Source organism: Streptomyces sp. (assembly GCF_035645055.1).
In the GTDB taxonomy this organism is placed as follows: domain Bacteria; phylum Actinomycetota; class Actinomycetes; order Streptomycetales; family Streptomycetaceae; genus Streptomyces.
The window spans coordinates 18,927-36,463 of the sequence record NZ_DASQNH010000068.1 but is presented as its reverse complement, the minus strand read 5'-3'; the positions used below and the strand labels follow the sequence as shown (position 1 = coordinate 36,463).

Here is a 17,537-nt window from a genome sequence, read left to right as displayed (position 1 = left end):
ACACAGCGTCCTCGCTGTGTTTTTTCAAAGGAACCTCGACCATCGGAGATCCGATGGACGGGGTATCAACATATCTGGCGTTGACTTTTGGCACGCTGTTGAGTTCTCAAGGAACGGACGCTTCCTTTGTACTCACCCTCTTCGGGCTTTCCTCCGGGCGCTTCCCTTCGGTCTTGCGTTTCCGACTCTATCAGATCTTTTCTCGATCCGATTTCCTCGGTGCTTTCCAGGTTCCCGCTCTCGCGTTTCCCTTTCCGGCGGTTCCGACTTTATCAGAACTTCCGCGCCGGTTTGACCGGCCATTCGTTCCGATTTCATCGGGAGTGGCTTCGTCGAAATCAATATTTCGAGAAGCGGATAGATTCTCAAGGTGGCCGACCGGATCATGTCCAGTCCAGGCAACTGTTTAAATCTACCTCCCCACGCGCTCCGTGTCAACGGCTCTCGCGGGAACGAAGAGGACAGTAGCAGCTCCGCGGGCGTGGTCGCACATCAGGCGGCGGTCGGCACGCTGGCGCTTCGTTCGGTGGCCTCCACGTCGCCCGTCTCGCCGGCGCGCGCCGCTCGGCCGCCGAGGAGGTAGACGTACACCAGGAAGGCCAGCTCGGCGATGACTCCGATGGTGATGCGGGCCCAGGTCGGCAGACCGGAGGGGGTCACGAAGCCTTCGATGGCACCGGAGACGAACAGGACGAGGGCGAGGCCGATCGCCATGCCGATGGCGGCCCGGCCTTCCTCGGCGAGGGCGGTGCGGCGGGTGCGCGGACCCGGATCGATGAGGGTCCAGCCGAGCCGGAGGCCGGTGCCGGCGGCGACGAAGACGGCGGTGAGTTCCAGCAGGCCGTGCGGCAGGACGAGGCCGAGGAAGACGTCGAGGCGGCCGGCTCCGGACATCAGGCCGAAGCCGATGCCCAGGTTGAGCATGTTCAGGAAGAGGATCCAGATGACCGGGAGGCCGAGGAAGACGCCCATCACCAGGCAGAGGGCGGCCGCCTGGGCGTTGTTCGTCCAGACCTGGGCGGCGAAGGACGCCGCGGGGTGGCTGGAGTAGTAGGACTCGTACTCGCCGCCGGGACGGGTCAGCTCGCGCAGTTCGGCCGGGGCCGCAATGGTGGCCTGGACCTCGGGGTGGGTACCGATCCACCAGCCCAGCAGGGCCGCGACCAGGGTGGAGAGCAGCGCGGTGGGCACCCACCAGTGACGGGAGCGGTACACGGCGGCGGGGAACCCGTACCCGAGGAAGTGAGTGACGTCGCGCCAGGAGGCTCGGCGCGTGCCTGTGACGGCTCCACGCGCGCGGGCGACCAATTGACTGAGCCGGCCGGTGAGCTGCGGGTCGGGGGCGCTCGACTGGATCAGGGAGAGGTGGGTGGCGGTGCGCTGGTAGAGGGCGACGAGTTCGTCGACTTCGGGGCCGGTCAGGCGGCGCCGGCGCCGGAGCAGGGCGTCCAGGCGGTCCCACTCCGCACGGTGAGCGGAGACGAAGACGTCGAGGTCCATCGGTGTGCCTGCTCCTCGGCTGCTCGTCGGGGACTCGTCGTGGATGTCAGCTTGTCGTACTGAGGCGCGATGTGCGCTCAGCTTGGCAGACTGGCGATCCTCGGGGCGGCCAGGGGAAGGGCGGACGGGCGTGAGTGAGCTGGTGACGGGCGAGGCGGTGGCGCTGGAGTTGCGCCCCGCGAGGCTGCCCAGCAGGGCGCTGGCCGTGCTGCTCGATCTGGCCGTGGCGGTGCTGGCCTATCTCGCCGTGTCGATGATGCTGGTGCTGACCACGGCCTCGTGGGACGAGGCCGCGCGGACGGCGGTGTCCGTGGCGACGTTCGTGCTGGTCCTGGTGGGTGCCCCGATCGCGGTGGAGACGCTGAGCCATGGGCGTTCGCTCGGGAAACTGGCGTGCGGGCTGCGGGTGGTGCGGGACGACGGCGGGCCGATCCGGTTCCGGCACGCGCTGGTGCGCGGGGCGATCGGGGTGATCGAGATCCTGCTGACGTTCGGGGTCGTCGCCTGTATCGCCTCGCTGGTCTCGGCGCGGGGGCGGCGGCTCGGGGACGTGTTCGCGGGGACTCTCGTCGTTCGGGAGCGGGTGCCCGCGGCGCGCGTCGGATTCGTACCGCCGCCTCCGCCCTGGCTGGCCGGGCGGTTCTCGGGGCTCGATCTGTCCGCGGTGCCGGATGGTCTGTGGCTGGCCGTGCGTCAGTACCTGGCACGGATGCAGCAGCTCGATCCGCAGGTGGGGTGGGTGATGGCGGAACGTCTCGCCGCCGATCTGGCGGCTCGGACGGGGGCGCCGGTGCCGCAGGGGGTGCCTCCGGGCGCTTATCTCGCGGCGGTGTTGCAGGAGCGGCAGGCCCGGGAAGTCCGGCGGGTGTACGGGAGCGGTCCGGCGGTCGGGGGTACGCAGCCCTCGAGCGGGGTCCCAGCAACGGGCGGGACGCCTTACTCCGGTCCCGCCGGTCCCCCCGGTCCCTCCAGTCCCACCAGTCCCACCAGTCCCACCAGCCCCGCCGGTCCCTCCAGTCCCTCCAGCCCCGCCGGTCACTCGGGTTACGCCAGTCACTACGGCCCCGTCGAGGCGTCGCCTGTCTCCGGCGACCGGCCTGCCACCGGGTTCGTCCCCCCGGCGTGAGTCAGCGGCGGTCGGTCGGCGCCACTCACCCGAAGACGGACGGCGGCGATTCCAGGTCTTCCAGCTCGATCCCGGGGGCCGCGAGGACCACGTCGCCGCTGATGTGCACGGCGTGCTGCTCGCCCGTGTCCAGGGCCGTGACCTGGTACTCGTCCACGGTCAGAGGGCCGTTGTCAGTGGCGTGTGTTTCTCTGTTCACCAGGGCCCAGGACTGGTCGAGGGTGCGTGGGGCGAGGACCGGGTCCGTGAAGGCGACGAGGCGTACGCGGGTGGCCGGGCCGGAGGGGGTGAGACGGAGGAGACGGGTGGTGGCGACGAGGAAGGCGGGGGAAGTGCCGGTGAAGGCGTGGGCGGGGACGTTGCCTTCGGTGGCGTGAGCGCCGGTGGGGTCCGTGCGGACCCAGGTGACGCCGTCGAGGGCGGCGCCGCGCACCTGCCAGTCACCCGCGTGCAGTTCCAGGCGGATGGGGCGGCCGAGCTCGTCGAGAGCGAGGTCGACTGAGCCACGGTGGTCGCCTGAGGGGGACGTCAGCTGGGAGACGTAGCGCCAGCCGGAGGGGCCGGGGGCGCAGTGGAAGTGCTCTTCTGCGAGGGGGGTGTGATCGTGCGGATCGTGGAGCGAATAGCGGCCGCGGGGCATGGGGTTCCTGGGGTCTGATGAGCCAACGGGGCAGGCCCCCGGCACGGGGGTGCGGGGGCCTGCCTCGGAGGATCTGCTGCCGGGGAGCGCGTCGGGGAACGGGCGCGCTCCCCGGCAGTGGGTGCGGGCTCAGTACCGGTAGTGGTCCGGCTTGTACGGGCCCTCGACCTTCACGCCGATGTACTCGGCCTGCTCGGGGCGGAGCGTGGTCAGCTTCACGCCGAGCGCGTCCAGGTGGAGGCGGGCGACCTTCTCGTCGAGGTGCTTGGGCAGCACGTAGACGTCGGTCGGGTACTCGTCGGGCTTGGTGAAGAGCTCGATCTGGGCCAGGGTCTGGTCCGCGAAGGAGTTGGACATCACGAACGACGGGTGGCCGGTGGCGTTGCCCAGGTTCAGCAGGCGGCCCTCCGAGAGGACGATGATCACCTTGCCGTCGGGGAACGTCCAGGTGTGGACCTGCGGCTTGACCTCGTCCTTGACGATGCCGGGGACCTTGGCGAGGCCGGCCATGTCGATCTCGTTGTCGAAGTGGCCGATGTTGCCCACGATCGCCTGGTGCTTCATCTTGGCCATGTCACTGGCCATGATGATGTCCTTGTTTCCGGTCGTGGTGATGAAGATGTCGGCGGTCTCGACGACGTCGTCCAGGGTCGTGACCTGGTAGCCGTCCATCGCGGCCTGGAGGGCGCAGATCGGGTCGATCTCGGTGATGATCACGCGGGCGCCCTGTCCGCGCAGGGACTCGGCGCAGCCCTTGCCCACGTCGCCGTAGCCGCAGACGACCGCGGTCTTGCCGCCGATCAGGGTGTCGGTGGCGCGGTTGATGCCGTCGATCAGGGAGTGGCGGCAGCCGTACTTGTTGTCGAACTTCGACTTGGTGACGGCGTCGTTGACGTTGATCGCCGGGAAGAGGAGGGTGCCCTCGCGCTGCATCTCGTACAGGCGGTGGACGCCGGTCGTGGTCTCCTCGGTGACGCCGCGGATCTCGGACGCCAGCTGGGTCCACTTCTGGGGGCTCTCGGCCACCGTGCGGGTCAGCAGTTCGAGGATGACGCGGTGCTCATCGGACTCGGCGGTGTCGGGCGAGGGGACCTTGCCGTCCTTCTCGTACTCGACGCCCTTGTGGACGAGGAGGGTGGCGTCGCCACCGTCGTCCAGGATCATGTTCGGGCCGCCGGTGGGGGTGTTCGGCCAGGTCAGCGCCTGCTCCGTGCACCACCAGTACTCCTCCAGGGTCTCGCCCTTCCAGGCGAAGACCGGGACGCCCTGCGGGTTGTCGGGCGTGCCGTTCGGGCCGACGGCGATGGCGGCGGCCGCGTGGTCCTGGGTGGAGAAGATGTTGCAGGAGGCCCAGCGGACCTGGGCGCCCAGGGCCACCAGGGTCTCGATGAGGACGGCGGTCTGCACGGTCATGTGCAGGGAGCCGGTGATGCGGGCGCCCTTGAGGGGCTGCGCCTGCGCGTACTCCTTGCGGATCGCCATCAGGCCCGGCATCTCGTGCTCGGCGAGGGTGATCTCCTTGCGGCCGAAGGCGGCCAGGGAGAGGTCGGCGACCTTGAAGTCCTGTCGGTTGTCGACAGTCGTCATTACGAGCTGCTCCTCGGAGGTTGGGGCGAGGTGGGTACGGCTGATCTGCGCGGCGGCGGACACCGGGGTGCCCGAAAGAGGGCACAGACATGCCCGCGTACGCGCAGCGCAGTCCGTCGGAGGCCCTCTCTCCCTCGGTCGGTCCCCGGTGGGACCGCCCGACCGCCATCAGCAGCGACGTCTGGCTCCGTCCCAAGCTACACCGGTCGGCCCTTCTGCCCCCAGCCCATGAGGGAACACATCGCGCATATCACTGGAGCGGCAAGCAAGCGGCTGCGGGTTCCGGCGCCGCCGTCGCGGAAGCCGATGGGCGTGGACGCCGCCTTTCCGGGAGCAGGGCTCGGCCCCGGGACGAGGGAGCGGCGCATCGGGACGGACGAGGTGCGGCGCGGGGAAGTCGTGCTGTAACGGGGCGCCGGAGCGCTGTCGGGGGTGGACGTCGTGCAGCGGGTGGGCGGCGCCCGGGTGGTGTGCCGTGCGGGGGCCGCCGGGACCGGAGAGGAGGATCGCACGCAACGGGAAGCCGCTCTTGGAGCCGTGCGTCCGGGACGGCGTCGGCGACGGGCCGCGTCGGCCGTACGACCTGCTGGTGCCGGAGGGGCGGCTGTTCCTGCTCGGCGACCACCGGGTGGAGTCGCGGTACTCGCGGGCCTTCTTCTCCGTGATCGCGATCGAGGCGCGCACTGTGGAGCGGCGGCCGGCGGTGCTCACGCGGTGGTGGCCGGTACACGTGTGACACCCGGCGCGGCCGGCGGGGAACGGGCAAGGACCCCGGTCGCTCCTTCCGAGCGGCCGGGGCCCTTGCCGTGAGGGTCAGTGACCGGCGCCGTGGGGCGTCGGGCCGCCCGGGGTGGCCTCCCGGTCGGGGCCCTTGGCGGCGTCGGTCTCGCTGTAGATGTCCGGTTCGAGGTAGATGACGCGGGCGATCGGGACGGCCTCGCGGATGCGGGCCTCGGCGGCGTCGATGGCGGCGGCGATCCGGGTGGCCGTGTCGTCGTGCTGGACGGCGATCTTGGCGGCGACCAGCAGTTCCTCGGGGCCGAGGTGCAGCGTGCGCATGTGGATGATGCGGGTGACGGCGTCACCGGAGACGATCGCTGCCTCGATCTTCTGGACGTCTTCGAGGCCCGCGGCCTCGCCGAGGAGCAGGGACTTGGTCTCGGCGGCCAGGACGAGCGCGATCAGGATGAGCAGGACACCGATGCAGAGGGTGCCGATGCCGTCCCAGACGCCGTCGCCGGTGAGCAGGGCCAGGCTGACGCCGCCGAGGGCGAGGATCAGGCCGACGAGGGCGCCGAGGTCCTCCAGGAGGACGACGGGCAGCTCGGGCGCCTTGGAGTGGCGGACGAACTCCTTCCAGGACTTCTTGCCGCGCAGGACGTTGGATTCCTTGATGGCCGTGCGGAAGGAGAACGTCTCGGCGATGATCGCGAAGACCAGGACGCCGACCGGCCAGTACCAGTACTTGATCTCGTGCGGGTGCTTGATCTTCTCGTAGCCCTCGTAGATGGCGAACATGCCGCCGACGGAGAAGAGGACGATCGAGACGAGGAAGGCGTAGATGTAGCGCTCGCGGCCGTAGCCGAAGGGGTGTTGCGGGGTCGCCTCGCGCTGGGCCTTCTTGCCGCCGAGGAGCAGCAGGCCCTGGTTGCCGGAGTCGGCGAGGGAGTGCACCGACTCGGCGAGCATCGACGACGAGCCGCTGAACAGGAACGCCACGAACTTCGCTGCCGCGATCGAGAGATTGGCGAGCAGTGCCGCCACGATCGCCTTGGTACCGCCTGACGCGCTCATGTGTTCGCGTTGTCCCTTCGTACGTACGCCGTTTCGGGCTCTGCCCGGCCTTGACGGGGGGCCATTGTTGCAGCCCCCGCGCGGGCGGCGTGCCAGGCCGCCCTTACCGGCTCCTCACGGGTGCGTATCCCCTTTTTCCGGGTGGTCAGGCCACACCTTTTTCAGATGGTCAGGCCACGACGGTCGCCCGGAAGAGCGTGCCGGAGCCCGTCACCTCGGCGGTCTCGCCCGCCGGGACGAAGACGGACTGCCCGGGGCGCAGTTCGTGTTCCCCGGCCCGTACGGCGCCGGCGGTGCAGAGCAGGATCTGGGGGGTGGGGCGGGTGAGGTCGTGGCGCGCCCCGCCCTCGGGGAGGACGTACCGGGACAACCGGAACTCGTCGATGGGGGTTTCGTAGACCTCCTCGCCGTCGGGGGAGGCCTCGGGGCGCAGCACACCCGGGTCGCTCGGCTGGAAGCGGACGATCCGCAGGAGTTCGGGGACGTCGACGTGCTTGGGGGTCAGACCGCAGCGCAGCACGTTGTCCGAGTTGGCCATGATCTCGACGGCGAGGCCGTTCAGGTAGGCGTGCGGGATGCCCGCGCCGAGGAACAGGGCCTCGCCGGGCTGGAGCCGGACGTGGTTGAGCAGCATCGCGGCGATGACGCCCGGGTCGCCCGGGTAGTGGTGGGCGATGTCGGCGTACGGCGCGTAGGCGCCGCCGAGGCGGGTGCAGGCGGCGGTCGCCTCGGCGACCGTACCGGCCATCTCCTCGCGGTCGGCGGTGAGAACGGCGGTCAGCACCTCGCGCAGGGCCGCGTCCTGGGGGTGGGCGTGCAGCAGGTCGACATACGGCTTGAGGGAGTCGACGCCGAGGCCGTCGAGGAGGTCGGCCGCCCGGTCGGGGTCGCGGAAGCCGCACAGGCCGTCGAACTCGGTGATTGCGCAGACGAGTTCCGGCTTGTGGTTGGCGTCCTTGTAGTTGCGGTGCGGGGCGTCCACGGGGATGCCGCGGCGCTCCTCGTCCTCGTAACCCTCTCTCGCCTGGGCCAGGTCGGGGTGCACCTGGAGGGAGAGGGGGGCGCCCGCGGCGAGGATCTTCAGCAGGAACGGCAGCCGGGGGCCGAACTTCGCGACGGCCCGCTCGCCCAGTTCGCGCTCCGGGCCGGCCTCGATGACCTCGACGAGCGTGCCGCGTGAGGTCCGCGAGGGTGCGCCCGGGTGGGCGCCCATCCACATCTCCGCCTGGGGTTCGCCGGTCGGCTCGGCACCGAGCAGCTGCGGGATCGCGGTGGTGGAGCCCCAGGCGTAGGGGCGGATGGTGTTGTCGAGGCGGTCCATGGGTGTTTCCGGGTTCTTTCTGCCGGCGGGTGCTTGGTGCGTACGGCGCCGTTCTCCTGCGTACGGCGCCGCCCTGGGCCCTACGGTGATCAGGGCGTCCTGGGACAGGTCAGGCCCTTGAGGCGAGCGCCAGGTAAACGGCGGCGAAATCCGTGATGGCGATCAGTTCGGCCAGGGTCTCCAGTTCGCCGCCCGGGTCCGGCTCCAGTTCGCTGATCGGCGTGTCGTGGCTCAGGGCCAGGTCACGGGCGGTCGGAGCGGCGGTGAGGCCGCCGATCGGGCGGTCGCGGAGCAGCACGACGCGCGCGCGGAGAGCCGGTGGCTCCTCGACGCGGTCCCGGAAGAAGTCGTCCGGATTGGCGCGGGCCGCCAGCGGGCCGGCCAGCAGGGCACTGTGCGCGGCGAGCGCCTCCGGCAGCTCGGCGACGACCGCCGGAGTGCCGGACAGCTCCGCGAGCGCCGCGGCGAAGCGGCGGCCCGCCGGGCCCGCCGACGTGCCCTCCGTCCAGATCACCGGGAGCGCGTCCGCCAGCTCGGCGGCGAGCGTCTTCGCCGGATTGCTGTAGGTGGCGATGGCCGGGCCGCAGCGCTCGGCGATCTGGTCGAGGCGGTCGGCGACCTTCTCCAGGACGTCGGCGGGGGCGCCGAGCAGGCCGATCCGGTTCAGCAGCGCGAGGAGAGGTGTGAGCAGGGCCCACAGGACGCCGGGGGCGGAGGCGGCGAAAGGCTCGTCGTGCTCGTACGGGGCCATGGCCAGCGGTACGAAGAGACCGTGCGCGCCGGCGACGGCCTCGGCGATCGGGGTGCCGGCCGGGGCTACGGCGGCGACCGTGCAGCCACGGCGGTAGGCCTGCTCGGCGAGCAGGGCCAGGCCCGGCTCGGTGCCGTCCGGAGTGGTGATCAGCAGCAGGTCCACCGACCCGGCCCAGCCCGGGAGTTCCCAGCGCAGGGCTCCGGCGGCCGGGGCGACGCCCGTCGGGGCGAGCCGGGTCACCGGACTGCCGGGGCCGGCGAGGGTACCGAGGAGATCGGCGGCGTGGGTCGCGGCGGCGCCCGGGCCGGCGATCAGGACCGCTCGGGGGCGCCCGTCGGGCTTCAGATCGCCGATGCCCGCCTCGGCGGCGTGCCGGGCGGCGGTGCGGACACGGGCGCCGGCCTCGGCGGCGCCGCGCAGCAGGCCTCTGTGATCTGCCTCGGCAAGGGCCTCGGGGGTGTCGAGCAGCGATTCGTCGAGCATGGGCGGCAGCCTCCGAACGCCGGGTCGTCTGTGCGGGTCGCCTGTGTGGGGGTGCTCTGTGCCTGGGGTGCGTGCCGGTAGTCGTCCTGCCGTGGCCGGGGGAGGGGGCCGGGCTGGGCCCGCTCGGGGTCGCCCGGGTTTCCTCCGGCGCCGGATTCTTTCCGGATCAAGCCGGGCGGCGGGCCTCGTCGACGAGGAGGACGGGGATGCCGTCGCGGATGGGGTAGGCCAGGCCGCAGTCCTGGCCGGTGCAGATCAGCTCGGTGTCCTGCTCCGTGAGGGGGGCGTGGCAGGCCGGACAGGCGAGGATCTCCAGGAGGCCGGCTTCGAGCGGCATGGGGGTTCCCTTCCAGATGGGGTGGGGTGGCCGGTGGGATGCGGTCGGGGTGCTGTGCGCTCCGTGTGCGGATGTGCCTGGTCAGCGTACCGCCGTGGGGGGTGGGGTGCCGGGGTTGAGCGAAGGTGGTGGGGTGGGACCGGAGACTCGGTCCCACCCCCCGTGCCGTGGAGACGGAGCGCGGCGCAGCGTCAGGCTCGGATGATGGTCAGGACCTCGTCGCGGATCTTGGTCATCGTCGCCTCGTCGCGGGCCTCGGCGTTGAGGCGGAGGAGGGGTTCGGTGTTGGAGGGACGGACGTTGAACCACCAGTCGGCGGCGGTGACGGTGAGGCCGTCGAGTTCGTCGAGGGTGACGCCCTCCTGGGACTCGTAGGCCGTCTTCAGCGCGGCGAGGCGGGCCGTCTGGTCGTCGACCGTGGAGTTGATCTCGCCGGAGCCGGCGTAGCGGTCGTACTGGGCCACCAGGGCCGACAGCGGGCCGTCCTGGCCGCCGAGGGCCGCGAGGACGTGCAGGGCGGCCAGCATGCCCGTGTCGGCGTTCCAGAAGTCCTTGAAGTAGTAGTGGGCGGAGTGTTCGCCGCCGAAGATCGCGCCCGTGCGCGCCATCTCGGCCTTGATGAACGAGTGGCCCACGCGGGTGCGGACGGGCGTGCCGCCGTTCTCGCGGACGACCTCCGGGACCGACCACGACGTGATCAGATTGTGGATGATCACGCCCTCGCCGCCGTGCCTGGCCAGTTCGCGGGAGGCGACCAGGGCGGTGATGGCGGACGGGGAGACCGGGTCGCCGTGTTCGTCGACCACGAAGCAGCGGTCGGCGTCGCCGTCGAAGGCGATGCCGAGGTCGGCGCCCTCCTCGCGGACCCGCTTCTGGAGGTCGACGATGTTCGCCGGGTCGAGGGGGTTCGCCTCGTGGTTGGGGAAGGTGCCGTCCAGTTCGAAGTACATGGGGACGAGCGTCAGCGGCAGGCCCGCGAAGACCGTGGGGACCGTGTGGCCGCCCATGCCGTTGCCCGCGTCGACGACGACCTTCAGGGGGCGGATGGAGGTGAGGTCGACGAGGGTGCGGAGGTGGGTCGCGTAGTCCTCCAGCGTGTCGCGCCGAGTGACCGTTCCCGCCTGGGCGGCGGGCTCCGGTGCGCCCGACTCGGTCCAGCCCTCCACCAGTTCGCGGATCTCGGCCAGGCCGGTGTCCTGGCCGACCGGGGCCGCGCCCGCACGGCACATCTTGATGCCGTTGTACTGGGCCGGGTTGTGCGAGGCGGTGAACATCGCGCCGGGCAGGTTCAGCGCGCCCGAGGCGTAGTACAGCTGGTCGGTGGAGCACAGGCCGATCTCGGTGACATCGACGCCACGAGCCGCCGCGCCGCGCGCGAAGGCCCGGGAAAGGCCCGGCGACGAGGGACGCATGTCATGGCCGACCACGATCGCGTTCGCGCCGGTCACCTGGGCGAAGGCCGCCCCGAAGAGCTCGGCCAGCGACTCGTCCCACTGGTCGGGGACGACTCCGCGCACGTCGTACGCCTTCACGAGCTGTGACAGATCAGCAGCCACGGCCAACCCTCCTGGAAGTCCTGTCGGTGACCACAAACTACCCGCCCACGCGGAGATCGTGCCGGGCGGTCCGGCGCGCGGACGCACAACGTAATCTCAGGTCAGGGCAGTGTTCCGGCTGCGGCTCGCCGTGCTCGCCGGTCCGGGGAGCGTGCTCAGTTGTCCGGGGAGCGCAGGACGCGCAGGTGGCCGCGGCGGGCGACTTCCATCGGATCCGCGGCGCGGCCTCCGCCACCGGCCTGGGCCGCGCGTTCCTGGGGGCGGGCCGCCTCACGGACGGCGTTCGCCAGCGCTTCCAGGTCGTCGCCGCTGGGGCGGGCGGGCGCCGAGCCGTCGAGCAGCCGGACGACCTCCCAGCCGCGCGGGGCGGTGAGGCGCTCGGAGTGCTCGGCGCACAGGTCGTAGCAGTGGGGTTCGGCGTAGGTGGCGAGCGGGCCGAGGACCGCGGTCGAGTCGGCGTAGACGTACGTCAGCGTCGCGACGGCGGGTCGGCCGCAGGCGGTGCGCGAACAGCGACGTACAGGGCTCACGACGTTGGACGGTACCGCACTCTTGAGCGGGCCGCGACGACTCTCCACCAGGTCACTCCACCGTGTCGCGCTGTGAAACGTCCCACACACTCCTTCCGGCATACCCCACTGACCTGCACAGATGCGCATATTCCGATGCCCGGGGCGCAGAGGCTCCGGTCGCCAGTCGGTACAAACCGTGTCAGTTGCCTCGCCGTCGTCGGTCCCGACAGATACGGAAACGAGCCCAACCTTGGCCGGAATGGTCATCCGGCGACACGCCGTCCGTGAGGACTACCCTTCACCAGTGATGGACAACCGAGTACCGCCCCGTGCCGCCGGCCCCGGGCCCCGCCGTCGTGATCGTCACGGCCGGGGCATGCGCGGCCCGATCGCGCCGCCGCAGGTTCCGCTCGCCGCGAGCCGCGCCGATGTGTTCGCGGATCTGGTGCAGGACTCCGTGGAGCGGCTGGAACGGCGGTGGCCGCAGCTCGCCGACATCGACTTCCTCGTGCTGGAGGTGCCGCGGCTGGACGGGCCCGGACAGGGGTGGAACGACGAGGCCGTTCCGCTCGGCGGGACGATTCCGGCGCGGGACGGGCGGCGGGCGCGGGTGGTCGTGTACCGGCGGCCGGTCGAGATCCGGAGCAAGGGTCGGGACGAGCGGGCCGCGCTGGTGCACGAGATCGTCGTCGAGCAGGTCGCCGAGCTGCTGGGGCTGACGCCGGAGACGGTGGATCCGCGGTACGGGGAGGACTGAGCCTCCCCGTACCCCTCTCCCCGTCACCGCTCGCACCGTCCCCGCCCCGCCCTCTACTCCTGGAGGACGGACAGGTCCTCTTCCGTCTCCGGTACCGAGACCGTGCCCCGGTCGTCGGGGAGGGTCTGGACGGTGAAGGCCGGAACGTCGTCCTGCTGGGCCGTGAGGGTGCGGGCCGCGTGGACGGGGCCGCCCGAGAGCGGCTCCACCGTCAGCGCGTACATGCCCTTCAGGCCGCTCGGGACGGGCACCTCCACGTTCTGTGTGGTGCCCGCCTTGATCGTGTACGTCCGGGAGACGGGCGTACCGCCCTCGCTGCCCGCCGACGCCGTGACCTTGACCTTCGCTGCCTCGCCGGGTGCGGTCAGCGAGAGGGTGGTGCCCTTCTCGTCGTTGCCCGCGGCGCTCGCGCGGGTCTCGATCGCGCGGGTCGCCGGGATGAACGCGGTCTCCCGCGCGGAGCCCTTGCCGCGCAGCACGCGCACGGCCGCCACCACGGGCACCGACCGGTCCGTCGGGGTGAGCACCAGGGATCCCGCCTCGCCGCGGGTGACGTCGCCCAGGTCGACGGCGGTCGTCATGCCCGGCTTGACGTGCAGCGTCTCGTTCCCGGCCGGGGTGAACCCGCCCGTCGGGGAGGCGAGCCGGATCCTCAGGTCGGCGTCCGTGTCCCCGGGGGAGAACGCGACCAGCCGCACCTCGGTGGCGTCCGCGGGGATGCCGGGCAGCACCAGGCTGTCCGCCGGGTCCGCGGCGGCCGTCAGCCAGTCGCCGCCCAGCTTGTCGTCGAGCGCCTGGACGGCCGCCCCGAGCCGGCCGCTGCGCACGGTCACGTGCACGGTGAGGTCGGTCTGCCGTTCGGCGGTCAGGGTGGAGAGCAGGATCGGCTCGGTGGAGTGCGGCGGGACCGTCATGCCCTCGCCCACCGCGGACTCCAGCGGGCCCTGCTCGCCGTACAGCTCGATGTCCACGACGGCGGCGGAGTCGTCGGGGTTGGTGAGGTGGAGGTAGTCCGTGCGGCCCTGCCCCGTGCTCGCGCCCGGGAACCAGAACTCGGTGTCCGGGGTGGTGCAGCCGATGCCCTGGAGGCCGCGTCCGGTGCCCGCGGTGACCTCGGTGGTCTGCTGGACGGTCCAGCCGGGCGCGTACCGGCCCTCGGCGGTGCCGACCAGCGCGGGCGCGTCGGCGCCGGAGGCCTCGCCCGTGGCGGGCTTGCCGGGCTCCGCGGGCTTCAGCGGTGCCTTGCCCGCCTTGCCGTTCTTCTCCTCGGCGTCCTTGCCTGCGTCCGTGGTCTGCCGGGCGGCCGTCCGGAGTTCCGCGGTGCCCTCCTTCGCCGCGCCCTCGGTGACGGGGGTGAAGGAGGCGTACGCCGTCTCGGCGAGGTCGGAGGCGCTGGGGGCCGGGCAGGCCAGGCTGGTGCGTTCGACGGGCAGACGCGCCGCCGCGCGGGCGGTGCCGGTGCCGGACGTGTCGGGGGCGGTGAGCGTGGCGGCTCCGGTGACGGCGGCGAGCGCGGCCGCCGCGGCGATCAGGGACAGGGTGGTGCGGTTCACTGCTGGCTCCCGTCGGAACGCTCACTGCCGTGCGGCTGCCGGGCCGGGTCGTACGGCGCTTCGTAGCCCGCCTGGTACGTCTGGTCGTACGCCGGGTCGTACGGCTGCTCGTAGCTCCCGGGCTGGGCGGGGCCGCCGTACGCGTACGGGTCGTACTGCGTGCCCTGGTAGGCGTCCGCCGGGTACTGCTGCCCGTAGTCCTGGTACTGCTGGTACTCCGTGGGGGCCGGGGCGGGGGCCGGGGTGTCCCACTCTCCGTAGGACTGCTGCTGCGCCGGCACGGGGGTCTCCTCCTGCGGAGGGGACGGGACGGCGCCGGGGTCGGCCGTCCCGGCCTCGGCCTGGGCGCGCAGGCGGCGGGCGCGGCGGCCCTCGCCGGTGACGGCCTGCGCGGGGACGGCGGGCTCCTCGGGGAGGTCGTCGTCGATGTCGCGGCGGCGGCCGGGCAGGGCGAGGACCACGAGGACGACGGCGAGGGCGCCCTGGGCCCACAGCCACGCGGTGTGGGTGACCGGGTCGTCGTAGGTGACGTCGAGCCTGCCGCCGGAGGCGGGCAGTTCGAAGCCCTGGGCCCAGCCGTCGACCGTGGTACGGGTGAGCGGCTTGCCGTCCAGGGTGGCGGTCCAGCCCTCGGCGGCGGAGTCGGCGAGGCGGAGCACCCGGCCCTCGGCGCCCGCCGGGACCGTGGTGTGGATCTCGACGGGTCCGGCGGCGACGGGCAGCGGCTCGCCGGAGCCGGAGGCCGGGACGATCGCCGCGCGGGAGACCTCGCGGACCACCCGCCACAGGGCGCTGCCGTTCCGCTGGCTGAGCCGCATCAGGCCGGGCGTGGTGTCGAGGACGCGGCTGACCTCGCGCGGGGCACCCTTGTGCACCAGGACGTACCGCACGGCGAAGGCGCCGAGCTGGTCGGCCTGGTCGGCGCCGGACCCGGCGACGAGGTTGGCGACGACCTTGTCGAGCCGCTCGCCGGCGCCCTGGGCGGCGGCGATTTCGGCGTCGCCGAGGCGGGCGCCGGAGCCGCGCACCAGGGTGTAGCGCACGTGGGCGGTGGAGTCGCTGTCGAGGACGAGGGTGCGGGCCTGGTCGCGGGTGCCGCTGTCCTCGGCGACGAACGCGGGCACCTGCACCGGGTCGCGGCGCTCCAGCGGGCCGTCGGCGCCGCGGATCATCCAGCCGGCGGCGACGAGCAGCGGGCCGGCGGCGGAGGCGAAGGCGATCAGCGCGGCGACGGGCTGGCGCCAGCCGAAGCTCTGCTCGGCCACGCGCGCGCGTGCCCCGTCGGCGCCGAGGACTGCGGCGGCGAGGAGGGCGAGGCCGTAGACGAGGGTGGCGGGGCCGGCCCAGGCGGAGCGGTTGGCGAGCACGGCGAAGACGAGGCCGACCAGGGCGACCGCCCAGGCCGTCCGGATGCCGAACCGGCGTTCGGAGCGCAGCAGGGCGGCGAGCGCGGCGAGCACGACGCCGATCAGCATCAGCCCGCTGACCGTGCCGGAGCCGCCGGGGCTGGCACCGAGCAGGTCGAACGCGGAGGCGGCCGACGCGCCGAACTCCAGGCCGGCCTCCTGGAAGAAGCCGAACGGCAGCAGCGACAGCGACCAGGGGGCGAGGACCAGCAGGGGCGTGCCGAGCTGGGCCAGGAAGCGCGGGCCGTAGGCGGTGATCTCGGCGCGGCGGACGGCCAGCAGGCCGAGGCCGAGGACCAGGGCGACGGGCCAGACGATCGGGGTGAACGCGGTGGTGACCGTCAGCAGCAGGGCGTACGCCCAAGTGGCCCGCCAGCTGCCGCGGGCGCCGGAGGCGTGGGCGACGCCGCTGGCGGCGATGCCCGCGCGGGCGAGCAGGGGCAGCAGCACGGCGAGGACCGCGGTGCCGAGCCGGCCGCCGGCGAGGGCGCCCGTGGCGGCGGGCAGGAAGGCGTAGACGACGGCCGCCCAGGCGCGCAGCAGCCGGGACTCGACGAGCGGGCGGGAGGCGAAGTAGGCGGTGAGGCCGGCCAGTGGCACCGAGCAGACCAGCAGGACGGTGACCGCGAGTCCGGCGGAGCCGAACAGCACGGACGCCAGCAGGGCGACGAGCGCGAGGTAGGGCGGTGCGGAGGGGGTGCCGCCGGCGCCGACCGGGTGCCAGGCGTCGACGTACCGCGACCACAGCTCGCCGGAGTCGGCGGGGGCGGGCAGCAGGGCGCCACCGGCCAGGGTGCCGCCGCCGAGGAGCGCGCGGCACGCGACGAGGGAGACGAGCAGCAGCACCAGGAAGAGCACCGGGCCCGGGTTGCGGGCGATGCGCTTGAGGCGCGCGAACTGCTCGATCTCCAGGAAGTCGACGTCGTCGCCGCCGGGTCCGGACTCGATGGCGCCGCCGTGCCGTCCGGCACCGGAGGCGGTCTCGGCGTCGGAACGGCCGACGACGTTGCCCGCGACCTGTTCGACGGTGGCTCGCACGGTCGCGCCGGGCGGCGGGAACAGGGCGCGCAGTTCCGCCTTGTCGATCCGCGGCCTGCCGCGGCCGCGGCGTCCGGCGACGATCCGCTCGGGCCGCAGCAGCACGCTCAGCAGGCCGCGGATCTCGTCGACGGCCTGTCCGGGAACCTTGCCGACGAGGTAGGCGAGGGTCCTCAGGACGGTGCCGAGGACGAGCCGCAGCAGCACCCACGGCAGCGCGGCGGTGCGGGTGTTGACGAGCAGGGTGTAGACGGCGCCGGCCTTGTCGACCTTGTGCGGGGAGGCGCTGGTGCGGCCCGCGCAGTCGACGGTGCGGCGCTCGCGGGAGGCGGCCTCGGCGTGTCGTACGACCGCCTCGGGGGCGATGAGGACGCGGTGGCCCGCGGCGTGGGCGCGCCAGCAGAGGTCGACGTCGTCGCGCATCAGGGGCAGCCGCCGGTCGAAGCCGCCGAGCTGTTCGAAGACGTCGCGGCGGATCAGCATGCCGGCGGTGGACACGGAGAGCACGGACCGGACGTGGTCGTGCTGGCCCTGGTCCTGTTCGCGGCGGTCCAGGCCGGTCCAGCGGCGGCCGGAGTTGGCGATGGAGACGCCGACCTCCAGCAGCTGCCGCTTGTCGTACCAGCCGCGCAGCTTGGGGCCGACGACGGCCACGTCGTCGCGGCCCAGCTCCAGTTCGTTCTCCACGACGCGCAGCAGCTGGGCGAGGGCGTCGGGCTCGGGGGCGCAGTCGTCGTGCAGCAGCCACAGCCACTGGACGGGCTCGCCGTGCGGCAGCTCCGGCTGGTCGTAGGCGTCGTCGCGCCACTGGCGGGTGACGGGGTCCCAGCCGCTGGGCCGCTTGAGATACGGCAGCTCCTCGGGGGTGAGGTGCGGCGCGGCGCGGTGGGCCTCCTCGACGGCCTGGCCGAAGCCGGTGCGCCGGGCGAGGTGCAGCACCCGGTCGGGGCCGAGGGCGTCGGTGACCAGCTGGGCGGAGTCGTCGGCGCTGCCCGTGTCGGCGGCCAGGGCGAACTGCACCGGGCGCTCCTGGCCGAGCAGCCCGGCGAGGGCGTCGGGCAGCCAGCGGGCGCCGTCGTGGGAGACGAGGACCGCGGTCACCACGTGACGCGGAAACTCAGGGGCGGCAGCGACGTCTTGACGGGCTGCCGAGTGGCTGTGCACGGACATCGA

At 72.6% G+C, this 17,537-nt stretch carries 14 protein-coding genes; 3 read left to right on the top strand and 11 right to left on the bottom strand.

Annotation, left to right across the window (positions count from 1 at the left end):
- Positions 1-492 precede the first annotated feature (492 nt).
- Positions 493-1,500, bottom strand: a complete 1,008-nt coding sequence (locus VE614_RS22770; protein WP_324940197.1) for a stage II sporulation protein M — start codon at positions 1,498-1,500, stop codon at positions 493-495.
- Positions 1,501-1,630: 130 nt separating this feature from the next.
- Here VE614_RS22770 and VE614_RS22765 point away from each other — a divergent pair, with 130 nt between their 5' ends.
- Positions 1,631-2,626: an RDD family protein gene (locus VE614_RS22765; protein WP_324940194.1), complete on the top strand. Its 996-nt coding sequence runs from the start codon at positions 1,631-1,633 to the stop codon at positions 2,624-2,626.
- A gap of 25 nt (positions 2,627-2,651) precedes the next feature.
- Here the strand turns inward: VE614_RS22765 and VE614_RS22760 are convergent, their stop codons facing one another.
- Both VE614_RS22760 and ahcY read right to left on the bottom strand, forming a co-directional pair.
- A complete protein-coding gene (locus VE614_RS22760; protein ID WP_324940191.1) occupies positions 2,652-3,266 on the bottom strand; it encodes a hypothetical protein in 615 nt (204 codons plus the stop codon).
- A gap of 129 nt (positions 3,267-3,395) precedes the next feature.
- The gene (gene ahcY / locus VE614_RS22755; RefSeq protein WP_324940188.1) at positions 3,396-4,853 is read right to left on the bottom strand and encodes an adenosylhomocysteinase; all 1,458 of its coding nucleotides are present in this window, start codon (positions 4,851-4,853) and stop codon (positions 3,396-3,398) included.
- Between the two features lie 529 nt (positions 4,854-5,382).
- Here ahcY and VE614_RS22750 point away from each other — a divergent pair.
- On the top strand, positions 5,383-5,589 hold the full coding sequence (locus VE614_RS22750) for a hypothetical protein (protein WP_324940185.1): 207 nt from the start codon (positions 5,383-5,385) through the stop codon (positions 5,587-5,589).
- 77 nt (positions 5,590-5,666) lie between these two features.
- Here VE614_RS22750 and VE614_RS22745 read toward each other — a convergent pair whose 3' ends face one another.
- The 6 genes from VE614_RS22745 to VE614_RS22720 all read right to left on the bottom strand — a co-directional run bounded on the left by VE614_RS22745 (position 5,667) and on the right by VE614_RS22720 (position 11,676).
- On the bottom strand, positions 5,667-6,647 hold the full coding sequence (locus tag VE614_RS22745; protein ID WP_324940182.1) for a cation diffusion facilitator family transporter: 981 nt from the start codon (positions 6,645-6,647) through the stop codon (positions 5,667-5,669).
- A 169-nt stretch (positions 6,648-6,816) separates the two neighbouring features.
- The gene (gene manA / locus VE614_RS22740) at positions 6,817-7,968 is read right to left on the bottom strand and encodes a mannose-6-phosphate isomerase, class I (RefSeq protein WP_324940179.1); all 1,152 of its coding nucleotides are present in this window, start codon (positions 7,966-7,968) and stop codon (positions 6,817-6,819) included.
- Between the two features lie 109 nt (positions 7,969-8,077).
- A complete protein-coding gene (locus VE614_RS22735) occupies positions 8,078-9,205 on the bottom strand; it encodes an SIS domain-containing protein (RefSeq protein ID WP_324940177.1) in 1,128 nt (375 codons plus the stop codon).
- Positions 9,206-9,371: 166 nt separating this feature from the next.
- A complete protein-coding gene (locus VE614_RS22730; protein ID WP_324940175.1) occupies positions 9,372-9,542 on the bottom strand; it encodes a Trm112 family protein in 171 nt (56 codons plus the stop codon).
- A 191-nt stretch (positions 9,543-9,733) separates the two neighbouring features.
- A complete protein-coding gene (locus VE614_RS22725; protein ID WP_324940173.1) occupies positions 9,734-11,098 on the bottom strand; it encodes a phosphomannomutase/phosphoglucomutase in 1,365 nt (454 codons plus the stop codon).
- 155 nt (positions 11,099-11,253) lie between these two features.
- Complete coding sequence (locus VE614_RS22720; RefSeq protein ID WP_053760356.1) at positions 11,254-11,676, bottom strand: DUF3499 domain-containing protein; 423 nt, start codon at positions 11,674-11,676, stop codon at positions 11,254-11,256.
- Between the two features lie 241 nt (positions 11,677-11,917).
- Here VE614_RS22720 and VE614_RS22715 point away from each other — a divergent pair, with 241 nt between their 5' ends.
- Positions 11,918-12,367, top strand: coding sequence for a metallopeptidase family protein (locus VE614_RS22715; RefSeq protein WP_324940170.1), 450 nt, complete (start codon positions 11,918-11,920; stop codon positions 12,365-12,367).
- Positions 12,368-12,420: 53 nt separating this feature from the next.
- Here VE614_RS22715 and VE614_RS22710 read toward each other — a convergent pair whose 3' ends face one another.
- Both VE614_RS22710 and VE614_RS22705 read right to left on the bottom strand, forming a co-directional pair.
- Positions 12,421-13,920 carry a DUF5719 family protein gene (locus VE614_RS22710; RefSeq protein ID WP_324940168.1) on the bottom strand — a complete coding sequence of 500 codons (1,500 nt, stop codon included), beginning with the start codon at positions 13,918-13,920 and terminating at the stop codon, positions 12,421-12,423.
- The gene (locus tag VE614_RS22705; RefSeq protein WP_324940166.1) at positions 13,917-17,534 is read right to left on the bottom strand and encodes a glycosyltransferase family 2 protein; all 3,618 of its coding nucleotides are present in this window, start codon (positions 17,532-17,534) and stop codon (positions 13,917-13,919) included. The genes VE614_RS22710 and VE614_RS22705 overlap by 4 nt, the downstream gene beginning before the upstream one ends.
- Positions 17,535-17,537 lie beyond the last annotated feature (3 nt).

Excerpts from the sequence above, each read along its gene's own strand:
- manA (WP_324940179.1), bottom strand. The coding sequence starts at position 7,968 with ATGGACCGCCTCGACAACACCATCCGCCCCTACGCCTGGGGCTCCACC.
- VE614_RS22715 (WP_324940170.1), top strand. The coding sequence starts at position 11,918 with ATGGACAACCGAGTACCGCCCCGTGCCGCCGGCCCCGGGCCCCGCCGT.
- VE614_RS22745 (WP_324940182.1), bottom strand. The coding sequence starts at position 6,647 with ATGAGCGCGTCAGGCGGTACCAAGGCGATCGTGGCGGCACTGCTCGCC.
- VE614_RS22705 (WP_324940166.1), bottom strand. The coding sequence starts at position 17,534 with ATGTCCGTGCACAGCCACTCGGCAGCCCGTCAAGACGTCGCTGCCGCC.
- ahcY (WP_324940188.1), bottom strand. The coding sequence starts at position 4,853 with ATGACGACTGTCGACAACCGACAGGACTTCAAGGTCGCCGACCTCTCC.
- VE614_RS22730 (WP_324940175.1), bottom strand. The coding sequence starts at position 9,542 with ATGCCGCTCGAAGCCGGCCTCCTGGAGATCCTCGCCTGTCCGGCCTGC.
- VE614_RS22770 (WP_324940197.1), bottom strand. The coding sequence starts at position 1,500 with ATGGACCTCGACGTCTTCGTCTCCGCTCACCGTGCGGAGTGGGACCGC.
- VE614_RS22735 (WP_324940177.1), bottom strand. The coding sequence starts at position 9,205 with ATGCTCGACGAATCGCTGCTCGACACCCCCGAGGCCCTTGCCGAGGCA.
- VE614_RS22760 (WP_324940191.1), bottom strand. The coding sequence starts at position 3,266 with ATGCCCCGCGGCCGCTATTCGCTCCACGATCCGCACGATCACACCCCC.